The organism is Haloarcula sp. H-hyl6 (assembly GCF_056934455.1).
This window is the reverse complement of record NZ_JBRIIK010000005.1, coordinates 1-15,426: the sequence shown is the minus strand read 5'-3', so window position 1 is coordinate 15,426 and position 15,426 is coordinate 1. Positions and strand designations below refer to the sequence as shown.

General features: G+C 51.5%; 14 protein-coding genes and 2 pseudogenes. 9 read left to right on the top strand and 7 right to left on the bottom strand.

What is annotated here, in order from left to right; genetic code table 11:
• The first annotated feature begins 4 nt into the window (after window positions 1-4).
• The 3 genes from Hhyl6_RS22515 (at window position 5) to Hhyl6_RS22505 (ending at window position 3,007) form a co-directional block, all read left to right on the top strand.
• On the top strand, window positions 5-1,072 hold the full coding sequence (locus Hhyl6_RS22515) for a Gfo/Idh/MocA family protein (RefSeq protein ID WP_483741480.1): 1,068 nt from the start codon (window positions 5-7) through the stop codon (window positions 1,070-1,072).
• A 78-nt stretch (window positions 1,073-1,150) separates the two neighbouring features.
• Complete coding sequence (locus Hhyl6_RS22510; RefSeq protein ID WP_483741479.1) at window positions 1,151-2,110, top strand: carbohydrate ABC transporter permease; 960 nt, start codon at window positions 1,151-1,153, stop codon at window positions 2,108-2,110.
• Between the two features lie 249 nt (window positions 2,111-2,359).
• Window positions 2,360-3,007, top strand: a complete 648-nt coding sequence (locus tag Hhyl6_RS22505) for a carbohydrate ABC transporter permease (RefSeq protein WP_483741478.1) — start codon at window positions 2,360-2,362, stop codon at window positions 3,005-3,007.
• A gap of 463 nt (window positions 3,008-3,470) precedes the next feature.
• Here Hhyl6_RS22505 and Hhyl6_RS22500 read toward each other — a convergent pair whose 3' ends face one another.
• The 3 genes from Hhyl6_RS22500 to Hhyl6_RS22490 form a co-directional block, all read right to left on the bottom strand.
• Complete coding sequence (locus Hhyl6_RS22500; RefSeq protein ID WP_483741477.1) at window positions 3,471-4,277, bottom strand: creatininase family protein; 807 nt, start codon at window positions 4,275-4,277, stop codon at window positions 3,471-3,473.
• Between the two features lie 786 nt (window positions 4,278-5,063).
• Window positions 5,064-5,564, bottom strand: a complete 501-nt coding sequence (locus tag Hhyl6_RS22495) for a macro domain-containing protein (RefSeq protein WP_483741476.1) — start codon at window positions 5,562-5,564, stop codon at window positions 5,064-5,066.
• 149 nt (window positions 5,565-5,713) lie between these two features.
• Window positions 5,714-6,199, bottom strand: a complete 486-nt coding sequence (locus Hhyl6_RS22490; RefSeq protein ID WP_483741654.1) for an Lrp/AsnC family transcriptional regulator — start codon at window positions 6,197-6,199, stop codon at window positions 5,714-5,716.
• A 146-nt stretch (window positions 6,200-6,345) separates the two neighbouring features.
• Between Hhyl6_RS22490 and Hhyl6_RS22485 the strand changes: the two genes are divergently transcribed.
• A complete protein-coding gene (locus Hhyl6_RS22485; RefSeq protein ID WP_483741475.1) occupies window positions 6,346-7,320 on the top strand; it encodes a DMT family transporter in 975 nt (324 codons plus the stop codon).
• Window positions 7,321-7,346: 26 nt separating this feature from the next.
• Here Hhyl6_RS22485 and Hhyl6_RS22480 read toward each other — a convergent pair whose 3' ends face one another.
• Complete coding sequence (locus Hhyl6_RS22480; protein WP_483741474.1) at window positions 7,347-7,640, bottom strand: hypothetical protein; 294 nt, start codon at window positions 7,638-7,640, stop codon at window positions 7,347-7,349.
• On the opposite strand from Hhyl6_RS22480, the gene Hhyl6_RS22475 reads away from it, so the two are divergent.
• Together Hhyl6_RS22475 and Hhyl6_RS22470 are read left to right on the top strand one after the other, a co-directional pair.
• Window positions 7,628-8,263, top strand: a complete 636-nt coding sequence (locus Hhyl6_RS22475; protein WP_483741473.1) for a hypothetical protein — start codon at window positions 7,628-7,630, stop codon at window positions 8,261-8,263. The two genes, Hhyl6_RS22480 and Hhyl6_RS22475, sit on opposite strands and share 13 nt — an antisense overlap.
• A gap of 528 nt (window positions 8,264-8,791) precedes the next feature.
• Window positions 8,792-9,616, top strand: a complete 825-nt coding sequence (locus Hhyl6_RS22470) for an IS5 family transposase (protein ID WP_435147964.1) — start codon at window positions 8,792-8,794, stop codon at window positions 9,614-9,616.
• A gap of 416 nt (window positions 9,617-10,032) precedes the next feature.
• Here the strand turns inward: Hhyl6_RS22470 and Hhyl6_RS22465 are convergent.
• Together Hhyl6_RS22465 and Hhyl6_RS22460 are read right to left on the bottom strand one after the other, a co-directional pair.
• A pseudogene (locus Hhyl6_RS22465) lies at window positions 10,033-10,683 on the bottom strand (Glu/Leu/Phe/Val family dehydrogenase); the annotation flags it as partial.
• 134 nt (window positions 10,684-10,817) lie between these two features.
• Window positions 10,818-11,420 (bottom strand): annotated as a pseudogene (locus Hhyl6_RS22460) (Glu/Leu/Phe/Val family dehydrogenase); the annotation flags it as partial.
• A gap of 229 nt (window positions 11,421-11,649) precedes the next feature.
• Here Hhyl6_RS22460 and Hhyl6_RS22455 point away from each other — a divergent pair.
• From Hhyl6_RS22455 to Hhyl6_RS22445, 3 genes are all read left to right on the top strand, one after another.
• Window positions 11,650-12,480 (top strand): IS5 family transposase, encoded by an 831-nt coding sequence (locus Hhyl6_RS22455; protein ID WP_483739087.1) that lies wholly within the window; start codon window positions 11,650-11,652, stop codon window positions 12,478-12,480.
• Window positions 12,481-12,712: 232 nt separating this feature from the next.
• Window positions 12,713-13,822 carry a transposase gene (locus Hhyl6_RS22450; protein WP_483741472.1) on the top strand — a complete coding sequence of 370 codons (1,110 nt, stop codon included), beginning with the start codon at window positions 12,713-12,715 and terminating at the stop codon, window positions 13,820-13,822.
• Window positions 13,823-14,110: 288 nt separating this feature from the next.
• Window positions 14,111-14,521, top strand: a complete 411-nt coding sequence (locus Hhyl6_RS22445; protein ID WP_483741471.1) for a TRAM domain-containing protein — start codon at window positions 14,111-14,113, stop codon at window positions 14,519-14,521.
• 559 nt (window positions 14,522-15,080) lie between these two features.
• On the opposite strand, the gene Hhyl6_RS22440 is transcribed toward Hhyl6_RS22445, so the two are convergent.
• The coding region (locus tag Hhyl6_RS22440; RefSeq protein ID WP_483741470.1) for a hypothetical protein at window positions 15,081-15,426 on the bottom strand (346 nt) is incomplete at its 5' end.

The window sequence follows — 15,426 nt, the reverse complement described above, 5'->3', positions numbered from 1 at the left end:
CCACATGGCTGATTACCGAATTGGCTACTTTGGACTGAATCATAGCCATCGAGATGGTTATCTAAAAAGCTTTGAACAACTGCCAGTCTCAGTCGAAGCCGTCTACCATCCTGAAGAGGAGTATAAGCCAGAACTCAATCAAAAATTGGGATCGGCACAGTGCTATACTGACTACCAGCGGCTTCTTGAACAGGAAACTCTTGATGCTGCTTGGGTTACACTCCCAAACAGGGACACACCTGAGGTTGTCCATGCAGCCATTGAGAATGGGATTGATGTGTTTTCAGAAAAACCAATGGCTCGGTCAGCTGCTGAATTACAAGATGTCGCTAAAGCTGCTGAGGGCCAAGATGTGGATGTGTGTGTTGGATACCTATGGAGATTCCATCCCATGTCACTGGATCTTCTAGACCTAGTAGACGACGGCATAGTTGGAGATGTCAAAGCGGTCAATGCCAGATGGTTTGCGAGTAATCTGGATGCTCGGCTTGCTGATGGAATTGGTGACTACCTCTATGACAAAGACGCTAGTGGCGGCGGGATACTACAGTGGCTAGGATGCCACTGGCTGGATCTAATTCCGTGGCTTCTTGGCGGCGATTCGATTGTACGCGTGCATGCGAACCTTGCGAGCGAGAGTCCCTACACAGATGTAGAAACCAATGCAACAATTGAGTTTGAGACAGAAAGTGGTGTCCTTGGAACACTACAGGCCGGATATTTTCTGAGAGAGGGCTACGACACAGAGATCTCTCTATATGGGAGTGACGGAACCACCAAATCACATCGTCGAGGACCGACGACGCCAGATGGCAGATCTGAGTTATTCATTGACACGGATGCTACTGAGCAGTTACAATTTCCTCAGAGGACGATAGAGTATGTCGACCCTGAGAAAGAGGGATATTTTGGACAGATTGGGCTTTCCTATTTTGAGACATTTCTTGAGGGTTCGTCGTCAAAACAATACGAGCACTTAGCGACACTGGAGGACGCGATTAAGGTTCTATCCGTACTAGATGCGATTTATCGTTCTAACACTACAGAGTCTTGGGTTGAGGTGGATCGCTAAGCTACGATCCAGAACTGACCCCGCTACCAAAAATTATTTACATTGGGAGTCTCCACTTCCGGCAGGTACTAGTGAGAAATGGAATTTGCGAGTAAAACAATCGGTGAGGTTACCGACCAGTTCCGAGCTGTCGGTACTGAGTTGATAACAGATAAGCGGAAGTTCGCGTACTTACTACTAGCAGCACCCCTGCTGATGATGACGTTTGTTCATTTTCTCCCCGTCCTTTGGGGTATCATCATCAGCTTCATGGATGTCAACTCCGGTAACCTAAGTACGTGGACACAGGCGCCGATCGTGGGTCTGGATAATTACATGGCTGTATATGACCCATCTTCACAAATCGGGCAGGAGTACTATTCGGCGCTACGGCAAACCATCATATTCTCCTTAGGCACGATTTTCGGAAGCTATATACTGGGAATCGCAGCAGCTATACTGCTTAACCAGGATTTCCGAGGAAAACTGTTAGCCCGGATTGTGATCCTTCTCCCTTGGATCACCCCGCTTGTTGTTACCTTCTACTCTTGGCGGCTCATGTTCGTCTCTGAAGGCGGATTAATAAACAGCATGCTCAGTAGTGTCGGTATCATTGATCAGAATATCCTCTGGCTCGTAGGGGATAAGTCAATGTGGGCGCTGATTACAGTCATGGTATGGCGAAATTTCCCGCTTGTTGCCATGCTAGTTTACGCTTCGTTACAGTCTATCCCACAGGATCTATACGAAGCAGCTGAGATTGACGGGGCAGGAAAATACGGCAAATTCCGGTATATTACTCTCCCACACATTTATTCTGTAAGTTCTATTGTGGTTCTATTGCTAACTCTTTGGTCACTGATCAACTTCTCTGCTCCATATATTCTCTTTGGACAAGCTCCTCCAGAGCCAGTTCGAGTACTCATGCTGTATATCTACCAATATTCATTCAACTCGTTCGAATTCGGCCTTGGATCCGCTATGAGCGTCGGACTATTCGGTCTTGCAATGGCGTTTACCGTCGTGTACTTCAAGAAAACGCTTGGAGAGCAAATCTAAACAATGTCACAGAAACAACCAACCAGCCTCATTGGAAATATCGACCGTCGCGTAGTTAGCAATGCTATTGAGAGAATCACTTCACGTCTTCTGCTAATTGGCATATTAGGTTTCGCAGCCACTCCCATCTACTGGATGGTCGTGTCTAGTCTCCGCCGGACTGGAGATATTATTCGCGAGGACCCAAGCTTGATACCTGAATATGTAACATTCACAAATTATATCTCTATGTGGAATCGGATCCCCCTAGTGGACTTCTACATAAACTCGATTATTATCGCATCTGTCGCAACAATAATCTCGCTGTTCATCGGTAGCCTTGGAGCTTACGCGCTGTCGAGGTACTCCTTCCGTGGCAATCGGTTCATAGCGGGTATAATTATCGGCACTCAGATGATCCCTCGGATATTGATTCTTCTCCCCATATTTTTGATATTCTTGTCCGTGCAAAATATCGTTAACCTTCCGATGCGGAATACATATCACGGAATGATCTATCTGCTAACTACGATGACTCTACCGTTCAGTATTTGGATGATGTGGGGTTACATGGACTCTGTCCCCGAAGCACTCGAGGAAGCTGCCCGCATTGACGGTTGTAACAGGGTCCAAGTTCTACGTCACATCGTCTTCCCGCTGATTGTACCCGGGCTAGCAGCTACTGGGCTATTCGTCTTCTTGATCGCGTTTAACGAGGTTCTCTTTTCCTCCATTTTTGCTGTCCGAGATGTAACCCCGTTCTCGATCGGGATCCAACAGTTCCAGACAAATCGGACCACCCAGTGGGGAGAAATGATGGCAGCTGCGACTTCAGCAGCACTACCACTACTGATCATCCTCTATACCTTCCAAAAACAGATTATTGCGGGTCTCACTGAGGGCGGGCTGAAAAGCTAGAAAGCGAACCTTCACATTAACTTCCTTCACCACAGAACTGGTCAGACCCTCTTTGATAATCCATAGTAGCCTTTAGCGGCATAATCTAATAGGTGAGTCTGAGAACCAAGAGGGTTCACCGTGAGAATTGGCCATGCAAACCATAGATCTCACAGGGAGACATTAGATACGTCCGTGTGAGCGAACGCTGGCAGCTGCCTATCGAATCGGCATACCAGTAGCCGATGTCGGCCTGAAGGTATTGATGGAAGTAACTGTATCATCTGGATGTGGTTAGTCAAGTACCGAGGTTCCTGAAGAGCTTCATGCAAATATACTCCAAGCATAGCTTCCCTTGATGTTGCAGACTATCTACCTGTTCGCGCTGTCTAAGAGTTGAGCGTTTGGTTCGATTCCGCTAACCCGGACTCCACTCGTGATTCTAATCCGTTATAAGAGGGGCTGAACCACTGGTAACACTGCTTCAGTCGTCAAGATTAGATTCATGGATATCGACTAGTAAGGTGCTCAGCTCTTCGCTAAGCCCGTCGAATATCCGTTCTCCTTTCTCACTACTCGCGAGTACGGGGTTACCGATTGCGCCGCTCTCAGAGTATGCCTCAAAAGGTCGATAAACAGAGAGTGGGCCGCCTTCGAGAAGATCCTGGCCGCCCAGGTCATAGTGTTCTTCCCAATTCACCGCTGGGTTATCATCCTCATCGACAAGATCAGGATACAAGTGGAGCATCAGTGACGTCTCAAACTCACCACCATGCGCCATCCCACCAGTCTCACTTTCGCGGATATCGTCAATGAATGAATTAGCGAGCTCGAAATAGGTTAACCCCATGACCTCAACAGCGGGGTGAGTACGACCCACTGTTGATACTGCTGCATCGATGAGTGCGGTATTCCCTCCGTGGCCATTAAGGAAAAGTATAGCATCGAATCCATTTTCCAATACTGAGTCTGCAACTTGTTCCAGTAGGTCGTGGAGAGTATCGAACTCCCCAGTTACCGTTCCACCAAAGGAGATATGATGTGGGGAATATCCCGCCCAGACTGCTGGCGCCACTAGTAGTGGCACTTCCTCAGCAACAGCTTCACCAGATGCATTTGCAACTGCCGACGCGAGTAAGGAATCAGTGGCAACAGGAAGGTGGTGTCCGTGCTGTTCTACACTTCCAACTGGGATGATAATGACGGACCCGTCCTGAGACCCCACTTCACGGATCTTGGGGGCGGTACTACCTACAAGAGATACATCACTCTCGAGAGCACTCTGAAGCATCGTAATGATGTTTGATGTTAGGTCAATATAACTCGTTTGGTAACCGGTCGCAGCTTGGAAAATACTATCTTATTATTGCAGTTATAATATATTGAATCTTCGCTATTTAGCCGTAATTAGAAATACCACTAAATTCGACGACGGCTATTAGACTATATTCATGATTCTTATATCATAGAATCAGATAAGACTATTATAAAATTAGTGCATAAACTATCCTTCTCAAAAGGATGGCCGTTGAGAATGCGAATAATATATGTAGCTCAATATAATGATGTCATTATACGACCTATTATGGATCTATTTTTCTGTGTTTTGTGGCTTGATAAGGTATTATGTTAGCAATTTCAGAAATATAGGAGCAAAGCATCATATAATTGATTTTGCCTCACATCCCTCTTGGTTTGGTATTTTAATTTCATATAATTTTCTGTCATTTTATATTTGGCCCTATCAAATATATTTGGAAACACTCAGCTGTTTGTGCACTGTATTCCCCCTCCAAATTTTGAGTTCCTTCTGGCCTACTCTGAAAGAACCGGGCTTTTCCATCAAACTATCAGTAAGCAACAGGATGAGGGGTGGGGATTACGGACACACTAGGGGGTACGGCTGATGGAGTGGTGCCCGTGAAAAAACAAATTTGCTCGTTGTATATAATCCTTCCGGAGCGAGATTTGGGAGATAGCGGATTTAGATTCAGACCACGATCAGACTCGTTCTGTGAACACAAATAGCGCCCTTGCCAACTCGCAGAATCGGCTATCAAGGTGTTTTTATGATCGGTCAGAGAGTTTCTACAACCTGTGAGAGATAGTCATACTCTCGCGAGATATTTGTGATGATCCGGATATCCATGAGTGTAGACGGATCGTAATCAGAAACGGTTTCGCAGACGATATGCGCACCGTGCTTGAATTCGAAACCTGCAGTTCCAGTACCGAGGACTGGTAGAACCAGTGATTCACAGCCAAGCTGGTCGGCTTTGGTAAGGGCAGAGTTGGTTGCAGCCCGTACGCTTGCAGCTGACGCCTGTCTACTTCCATAGCTCGGCGTTGAAGCGGCATGGATAACATAATCAGCATCGAGATCATAGGCGTCTGTTACGGTAACAGTTCCAAGCGATAGCGGGCCCTGAGACTCAGCGGCATCAGCAAGCGGTCCATTCGCACTTGTTTGAAGTGCATCAGCGACAGCACCTTCCATCTGGAGGTTGGTTTCAGCAGCGCTCACTAGTGCATCGGCGTCCTGTTTCGCGATATCGTCGAGGACAATGGAGAAGTCCATGTTTACCGGTCTATACGCAGCATTTCTATACGTTTGCAATCTCCTATGATGAAATTCGTATTCAGAGATCTAGTGTGGACAGCACTTACCCTCACAGTCTTCCTCATGATAGGTGAGGTTTCCACTAGCCCTCGTATCCCGGCCCGAGCTTATTGATCAACAAGATCATGGATGAGGGTTTCTTCATCATACTGCTGGAAAGGGTAATGGTTATCCAGTTCCCGTTCGATTACGAAGGTTGAGTCCGTTCGCCTAACTACGTCCAGGTCTTCAAAATCAGAGATAAGTCGCTCGACACTGTCGCTGTCCGGGAGGCGGGCCAGCGCGATGAAGTCCGTCCCGCCCATCGTGAAAAATAGTTTTGTCACGCCTTCGATTTGGGCAATCTCTTTGCCACTCTCTGTGTGATTCTGGTCGTCTTTTGTGAACACTTCAACGAGAATTGTCACCCCCAACCCGACTGCATCGAGATCCATATCCAACCGGTCGTTTTTGATGACACCAGTATCTCTGAGGTTGTTGAGCCGGTAGTGAATCGTTGACAATGGTATCCCAGTTGCTTCACTGACCGCTTCGGTGCTGGTTGTTTCCAAGTCCTCTAATGTTTTCAAAATCTTGATGTCCTTTTCATCCAGTCCCATTATCCGGGCTATTTGGAATAATTTCGAATAAATCTGTCGCAGTCCACTGCTATCTGGAATAACTTCTCAATCTCCGAATTCTGTTTGGAGATATGCCGTAATAGTTCTATTATTCACGATGTGGGCTGAATATGCCTTGTATGATGGATGCTCTGAACAGATCACGCTCACGCGTTCCTGCCCCCTTCGCAATCATCGGATTGGGATTTTTCTGGGGTGCTGGATTCCCAGCTATTGAGGTTGTGGTGGCCGAGATTCCACCGCTCACTGCGGCAGCTATCCGGTATGTCGTGTCTGGGAGCATCATTCTGGGCTATGCAGTGATTACAACTGACAGAGTCAGGCCACAGACAGTCCGAGAAGTGGTTGCCATCCTCTTGGTTGGTGGTTTCATGTTCGGGGGCTTCCAAGCAGGCCTCTACCTCGGAACCCAGTACATCTCCGGTGCTGTCGCCTCAGTGGTCGCTACCATGTCGCCGGTGATTGCTGCACTCGTTGCTGTGCCGGTTCTCGGGGAGTCACGAGGCCGTCCCGATATCGCTGGTTTTTGTTTAGGTCTTATCGGTGTCATCATTCTCACCCGGCCCTCGACAGGTTCTGGGCCGCAATCCCTGACTGCTATCGGTGTCGGACTTGTGTTCGTCGGTACGATCCTATTCGCTGTCGGATCAGTAATCGTGCAGCTGTTTGATGAAGACTTGCCTACGGAGGCACTCCAGGGCTGGGCGATGCTCGTCGGCGCAACGCTCTTAGTGGCGTGTGGTGTGCTCCGTGGCGAATCACTTCCGGCAGTTTCGTCGATTACCCCAGCAGCAGTCGGCTCGCTCCTGTACATTACTGTGATTGCAGGCGCTGGTGGTTACTTATTGTACTTTCGACTCGTTCGTCACGTCGGGGCGACCGAAACCACACTCGTCGCATATCTTGAGCCGCTCTCGGCGACGCTCGTTTCAACCCTGCTCTTAGAGACGACTATTGGTGTTGAAACTGTTCTTGGCTTTCTCATCATCGGCAGTGGGTTCACACTTGTCAGTAGGCTAACTATTCGGCGGGCGGTTGATGATATCCGATCGACAGCCGCCGACAGGGGTGAACAGACCGTACAGGGGGATTGACAGAAAGCTAGCGGAACCCCATCCCTTCACAGTAGTTGCTGAAGCGGGAGAGAGACGATTATTCTCGCTGTCTCTGTCTCGGTATGGTCGATACAACCGATGCGAATCAGGTGAGTCGGGCAGCCCCATCCCTGCTGTTTCCGGAGCTTGAGTTCGGTCTCGCAGCCAACACCACTTATCCGAGCGAGGACTTCCAGCGAGTCCTCGCTCGGATCACCTTCGACAACGAGTTCGCCAACGCTGGCGCGAAGGCGTATCAACTCGCTTGTGGTGACAACGTCGTATTGGGACAGAATCACGGAATTCGTTGGCACGAGCACTGCTGTACCTCCTTCGTGGACTGAAAGCGGACGCGGTTGACGATCAGTTCGACTACGTCCGCGATGCTGTGCTTGATCACGCGATCCACGCTCGGTTGTTTTCACGGCCTGTCGACGTTGCGATCGACATTCATGACTGGCTGTACTACGGCGACAGCGAGACACCGCATGTCTCCCGGACTGATCCCGACCGAGGAACCGAATGTGCTTACAAGTTCGCCAATATCTGTATCGTGGACCCGAGCGTCCTATTCACGATTGGGTGGGTGCCACTGGACGGTGACAAGACCGACGAGTTGGCGGAGGCGATCCGCCAACTTGTCTCTCAAGCCCGGGAATACGTCGATATTAATCGCATCTACCTCGATCGTGGCTTCTACCGCATCCACCTCGTTTTAGCGCTGGAGGAGCTGGGTGACGAGTTCGTCGTGCGTGCACCACAGACACGGAAAGTACAGGGGTTCATCGCCGATCATAACGAAGAAACGTTTGTTGTAGACCACGAGATGGCGCGGTCGAATCCACCGACGGGCCGGACGACAGTCCGGCTCGTCGTGGTGCCACATCGCTCCCGTGAGAACGATCATTTCTGCCTGGTCACACTACCACGAGGTCACGCGTAATGTCGCTCAGCCACTTGCAGAAGCCTACCGTCGTCGCTGGGGGATCGAAACGTTCTCCCGAAAAGTCACGGAGTTTCTCCCGAAAACGTCGTCACCGTCGTTCTCTGTCCGGTTATTCTACTTTCTGTTTGCTGTGGCCCTCTGCAATCTGTGGGTGTTGACGAACCTGTTACTCGCATCGGATCGGGCGGTCGGGAGCACTTCAGTCCTCCCGACCTCCCTGTTCCGGCAGTTTCTCGGCCCGATTCCGGACGGGCAACGCCATCTTCGGCAACTGACTCGGACGCTCCGCCCAAGTCAGTGCGCCACTGGCTACTGGCAAGAGTGCCAGAACAGCCATCGTCAGTGGTTCTTGGCCGGCAGAAACTGGTCCAACTCTTCACACGACGGAGTCAACTCTGAGACGTGGTGACCGCTTGCTTCTCAGCGAGGCGGTCTCACGATCGAATCATCTGCCGTGTTGAATAGCGATCTAATCGGCATATATCACGGAGTAGAAGGACGAAGTCGAGGAAATCGATTCTGTCCATGGAAGTCGATCTCCTCGACTTCGTTGAGCAGTGTCGGCACCTAGTCAAACAAGCGTTGGGGAAGCACGCGGGCGAGCCCGCCAGCGGCGGGTTCGCCCGCTGGAAGCACGTCGTTCTGCACTGTCTTCGGCTCGAAGACGGCCACAGCTACCGTGAAACGCCGAATCGGCTGAAGTATATGGCCGAGATTCGTGACGCACTCGGCTTAGATCGGGACGACCTCCCGGACTACAGCACGATCTACAAGTCGTTCGACCGGCTGAAAATGTGGGTCTGGCGGGCGCTGCTGCGCGTTTCCGCGCAGCAGCACCCGCAGTCCGGCCACGCAGCACTCGACAGCACGTTCTTCGACCGCCGCTCAGCCTCGTCGTACTACCGCCAGCGGTCGGGAAGTAACGTCCAAACGCTGAAAGTCACGACACTAACCGATAGAGAGTCGCTCGCCGTTCTTGACGTACACATCTCTGCCAGGTGGAAACACGATACCAAGACCGGGCCGCAGGTCGTCCGCCGGAACGCGGACGACCTGCTGTCCGTGGCTGCTGACAAAGCCTTCCACAACTGGGTCACGAAGTACGAGTTCTACGCGCTTGGCGTCGAGCCACTCATCTTACAGCGTGGGTCAAAGCCGTTGACGCTAGGACACAACGCGCTCATCCGTGCAAAAGGCTACTCTCAGCGCTGGATGGCGGAGACTTCATATTCGACGACGAAGCGCTCGCTCGGCGATGCCGTGCGAGCGCTGGGCTGGTATCGGCAGTTCCGTGAAATCGTCCTTATGTTCGCCATCTCCAACATAGAACCGCTCTGTGAGCCACTCTAACCGTGACTCAGCACCTATTCAACACGGCAGAATCATCAACTACTGTTCAGCTGTGTGAGGAAGTCAATACTGTATGTGAGGAGAGTTTCTGATGTATCTGGACGCCGTCAACGGATGTTCGACTGGAGTATATTTGTCCACTCTTCGGTGATCGACTACAACTCACACTGTTTGTAAGTGAGTTAGATAGAAGCAGGATTTCTATGCTCGGATCAGCTGATTCAATATGCATAGATGCCAGTGTAATCGGCAGCCTGCGGAGGGACGTCGGGAGTACGATAAATTTGAATTTTACGCGTCGATAGCGGCTGAGAGGCATGCCATAGGACTCAACTGGAATCACTGGTTCCCCTCGTTCTACAAGGGCGAGTTTTTCAATGTGGATGGCGTGTCTGTCTATCTACCTGAGACAGCGGCTACGGCCAAGTGCCACTATGCTCGTTGGCATCGATAACCCGCTGGAGCGCGAGAACGTAAGCGGCAGTTCGGAGCGACGGCAGTTTCTTTTCCTCATAGGTGTCGACAAGGTTCCTAAACTGTTCAACAATAATCGAGTCCAGCTCCTCATTCACACGCTCTTCGGACCAGTAGAAGCGCTGCCTGTTCTGGACCCACTCAAAGTAGGAAACGATGACACCGCCAGCGTTCGCAAGAATGTCGGGAATGACAAGCGTCTCACGATCACTGAGAACGTCGTCCGCTGCGGGAGTGATTGGGCCGTTTGCAGCCTCGGAGATGACATCGGCAGAGATCTCATGCGCTAGTGACTCATCTATAGCGTTCTCGAGCGCAGCGGGTATCAGCAGATCGACATCGAGAGTAAGCAGTTCATCGTTCGTAAGCTCATTCTCGGATTCTGGGTATCCAATGACACTACCGGTTTCGCGTTTGTGCTCCTTGACTGCAACGGGATCGAACGATGTTTCGCTGTAGATAGCACCGTTAGAGTCGGAGACAGCGACGACGTTGGCACCCATCTCATAGATGAGTTTCGCCGCAACCCATCCAGCGTTCCCATAACCCTGGACCGCCACTGTCGCCTGTTCGAGATTCTTATCAAGATATTTGTGCCGTGTTGAATAGCGGCCTCTGAGCCGGGTGGAGCGACCCTGATTTTGAGATCACTCTCACCACTCGCTCACAAGCCGCCTCAAACTCCGACCGACCACGCCAGATCCGCTATTCAACACAGCAGATATTTGAATGCTTCAGATGCTGTGACGACCGTCGAACGCCCTGTCGCCTCAACGCGACCTTCACTTCCACCGCTTGCGAGATCCTTTCCAGTTATAACGCCGGGCTCAGTCGTCATTTCGAGTGTTTCGTATGTATCTTTTATCCAGTCCATCTCGCGCTGGCCCGTGTTAACGTCAGGAGCCGGTATGTCGCGATCAACCCCTATCAGCGGCGTCAGCTCCTCCGTAAACGCGCGCGTGACCCGTTCCAGTTCACTCTCAGAATAACCGCTAGGGTCGATAACAATGCCGCCTTTTCCACCGCCGAGAGGGATATCGCTTGTCGCCGTCTTGTAGACCATCCACCCAGAGAGCGCCTTCACCTCATTACGATTTACCCGTGGATGATAGCGGATACCGCCTTTGTACGGTCCACGATCGCCGTTAAACTGCGACCGATACGCACGAAACACCTCAACCGACCCGTCGTCCATCTCGACAGACAGGTTTGTTTCCAGTATCCGCTCGGGAGTTTTCAGCCGCTCGAGTAGCCCTTCTGAGATATCCAAATATTCAGCTGCTTCATCGATCTGAGTTCGCAGGCTTTGGTACGGATTTATATTAGACATGTATCGTTCAGAGAAATCGAGATGCCAAAAGCTATCCGCTTTTACCATATTAGACATCATATACAATGATATAGTTTCCACTAGTAGCAGGGTCTACGAAAACGGATTTTACGCGATTTTGTTATTATATATCTATCTGGCTTTGTTGAAACGGCTGTGTTGAATCACTAGACGGCGTCGGGATAGGTCGCTAAATCAAAGGAGTTGAAGCGGGACGATTCGGTTGTCCATGACACAAATCTCCCGCTTCACTGGTGAGATTGTGCCGATTGCTCAAGTTGTTACCGGTGATGGAGACGAATCCGCCGCCCCGGAAGGTGGCGGCGGATTCGCCGACTATGCTCTCGTTTCCCTGCATTGTCTGCGGATTTACCTGGATGCGTCCTACCGAATGACGATCGACCTGCTCAAAGAGATGCCACAAATAACCGGGGAGATCGGCCTTGAAGCGGCCGATCTCCCCTCTCCATCCACGTTGTGTAAGGCGTTCGACCGGATCAGTATGAGCGTTTGTCGAGTGTTGCTGCGCCAGTCGGCGCAGCTACACGACCCATCGAAACACGCCGCTATCGACGCTACATTCTACGAACGCTCAGCTGCGAGCCGCCACTACTGCCAGCGAATCAGCTACCGCGTACAGAAGCTGAAGGTCACGAAACTCGTCGACACAGACTCTCAAGCCATTCTTGACGTACACTGTTCAACAACTCGGGAAGGAAGCGACGCAGATCTCGCTGAGCAGATCGCCCGCCGGAACGCGGGCGATCTGCGGTCTCTAGCGGCCGACAAAGGCTATGACAAGCAAGCGCTCCGCGAAGCACTGCGTGAACTCGGCATCAGACCGCTCATCAAGCACCGTATCTTCGCTCCCTACGACCACGCTCACAACGCTAGAATCGACAAACGACGCTACAATCAGCGCTCTATGACAGAAACTGTGAACTCGGCTGTGAAGCGCTCGCTCGGCTTCGCCGTGCGAGCGCGTTCCTGGTTCCGTGAGTTCAGAGAAATCGCTCTGATGTGTGTCGTCTATAACATCAAGCGTGCCGTGAAACAGTGAATCCCACTGCCTTATGGCGATTCAACACAGCCGTTGAAACCCTTCAGAGTTGACATTGAGAAGACCGGATCTTCCGACCGGATCAGACGGATCCGATACGAAACTGGCTTTTCAGCAAATCGCAAGACAGCGAAAGGGTTTCAACAGAGCCATCTATCTTTCTTCAAAGAGAGAATCTCGCCGTTTACAGTAGTTGCCGAACCTAATCAGAAAGCCACTTCTCCAGATTCATATGGTCGAGACGAGCGAAGCAAAACAGGTCTGTCGCTCAGTTTCATCGGTGGTGTACCCGGAACTCGATTTCGGCATCAAACCGTGTGGCTACACTAGAGAGGAGTTTCTCAACCTCCTCTCTCAGATCGCGTTCGAACAGCAGTTTGCTAACACTGGCGGGAAAACGTACCAACTCGATCAGAGCGAGCCTGTCAACGTCACGTCGACGGCTCGCAATCAACTGGCGAAATCGTTTCTCTATAATCTTCGCAGCCTCTCAGCGGACGCCATCGACGCTCAGTTCGATGGCGTCCGCGACCGACTGATGACGATTCTCCGAGAGCGGCGATTCCTGCCCAACCGTGTCGATATCGCTATTGATCTCCACGAATGGCGCTACTACAGCACTGCCGACACCGACCACGTTCTCACTACCTACCCAGATCATGGAACGACTCGCGCGTACTGTTTTGCGACAGTATGTATCGTTGCGCCCCGAATCCGCTTCACGTTGGCTGTCCTCCCGATGGAGGCGAACGGCTTTCGCGCCAAGCGCGAAGCCGTTCGCACCCTCGTCGAAACAGCACGCGAGTATGTCTCGCTCCGCCACGTCTTTCTTGACCGGGGATTCTACCAGGTCCACGTCGTCGCGGAGCTCAGCCAGTTGAACGTCGATTACATCGTCCGCGCTCGTCCAAGTGAGGGGATGACAGACCGTCTCAGTGTCGGCGCTGAGACGGTCGTTGACGAGTACCAGATGCAGCGAAATCGGGAGCCAAGAGCATCAGCCGAAGTCACTGTCTTTGCTGTCCCTCACCGGACAAACGACGATGAGCACGTGTGGTTTGTCACAAATCTCGATATCGAGCCAGAAGCAGCGTACGCGTATGCGGAAGCATTTCGACGGCGGTGGGGGATCGAAACATCCTACCGGCAGATCGGTGAGTCTCTCCCAAGAACGTTGGCGACGACGTTCTCGGTGCGGTTGTTCTACTTTCTGTTTGCTGTGGCTTTGTACAATCTCTGGGTGTTAGCAAATTTTCTCGTCTCTGATGGGAAGATGCCAGAGACGCCGACGATCTCGACACGAATCTTTCGTCGGTTCTTCGCTCCCCGAGCGTACGGCTAATTCTCTTCTCACTGTGACCGAGCCAATCGGTCAGGATGCATCTTCTGAGTGGTAACGCTCAGGAACGCCGCCGGCAGCGGCGTTCCTTCGCTTTGCTACCTACCGAATAACGATGAGAAGACAGTGAACCGAACCAATCCAATACCGACTCACGTCAGTCACAGTATTTGAATCGGCAACTACTGTTTACGGCGAGGAGGATGTCACTGTGAGTACCGCTTCGAGATCCGTGGCAATAGACTCAAATAGACCGACACTGACACACAACCACGAGGATATCTTGCACAGATGGAGATTCCAACCCACCTTCGCAGTCTGTTTACCGCCGACATTGAGGAGGCTGATGAGTCGTTTATGATCGAGATTCCCGAGAGTGAAATTGACGCTGGGACTATAACTGCTGGCAAAACCTATCGGGTCGTACTCATCCCAACAGATCCCGGGGCCCAGCAGTCAGAGAGATCATCGCAGTCGGCTGAGACTGCGGCTCCACAGCCACCAGTCGATGAAGGAGAGATACGTCGCGTCGAAATAGAGAATCTCGGGGATCAGGGTGATGGCGTGGCACGAGTTGAGCGCGGCTACGTCGTCATCGTCCCCGACACTGAAATCGGAGAACGCGTTGCCGTCGAGATCGAGTCAGTCACCCAGAATGTGGCCTTCGGTTCTGTCACTGAACGACTCGACTTCTATGAGTGACATTCTTCCGGCTCTGTGGGACGAGGAGTGCCCTTCGACTTTTCCCTAAATGATAATGGGTCGGAAGTGAGGGGTAGCGGACATGCTGTGAGTGATGGCTTCTGCGGTGTCCGCAACGGAATCTATCCGTGTACACTTTATGAAGATTTTGGATCACGACTCCACCAGTGGTTCCCCGTACTGCGATTTCAGAGCAGGCTCAGTATCTGCACCTGCTCTGTTGACCACTATTATTGCCTCTGACAGCCTGCAGGAGATAATTAGATGATCACAGTATAATTCTACCGCAATGACGTGCGTGTCCATGAAAAATCGCTGGGGATGCCCCAGCGATACGCCGACGACCAGCCATGGTCCTCTAGCCGTCGCCGTGGGCTGTCAGAGGTACGGGCGTTCGAGCCCGCATGGGACCAATGTACTATCCCAACTCAAAAGTTGTGAGCAACTCAGAAACTGAAACACAAATTTGTCAGCACTCGCTGTCGTTGCAAGACATGTCTTCACCAGCCGGCCAAGCAGTACTATAGGCAAACTCATGACTGACTGCTCTCAGCGTACTTCAGCCGGGCACACATCTATACCTGCAATGTTCATCGAATGGCATTCTGCATAAGTCTTCGTCTGTGCGAGTGGTCTGTTTGGCCATTATCGTCCTCCTAGCTGGATCTACGGGTGCATCGCCGACAGTCGACACCACTGCGCCGACTACCACGCCAGACACGACACTGACGACGTCGGCGACTACAGCCAACGGTACGGCTGCGGTCCACTTTATCAAGGTCGGGCAACCAGTGGCACGCTCGTCGTCGGCCCGACTGGCAAAACAGTGCTGATCGACACCGGTCACTATCGCAACGACGGCGAGTTCGTCTTGCAGTATCTCCAGCACCAGAATGCCGACCGCA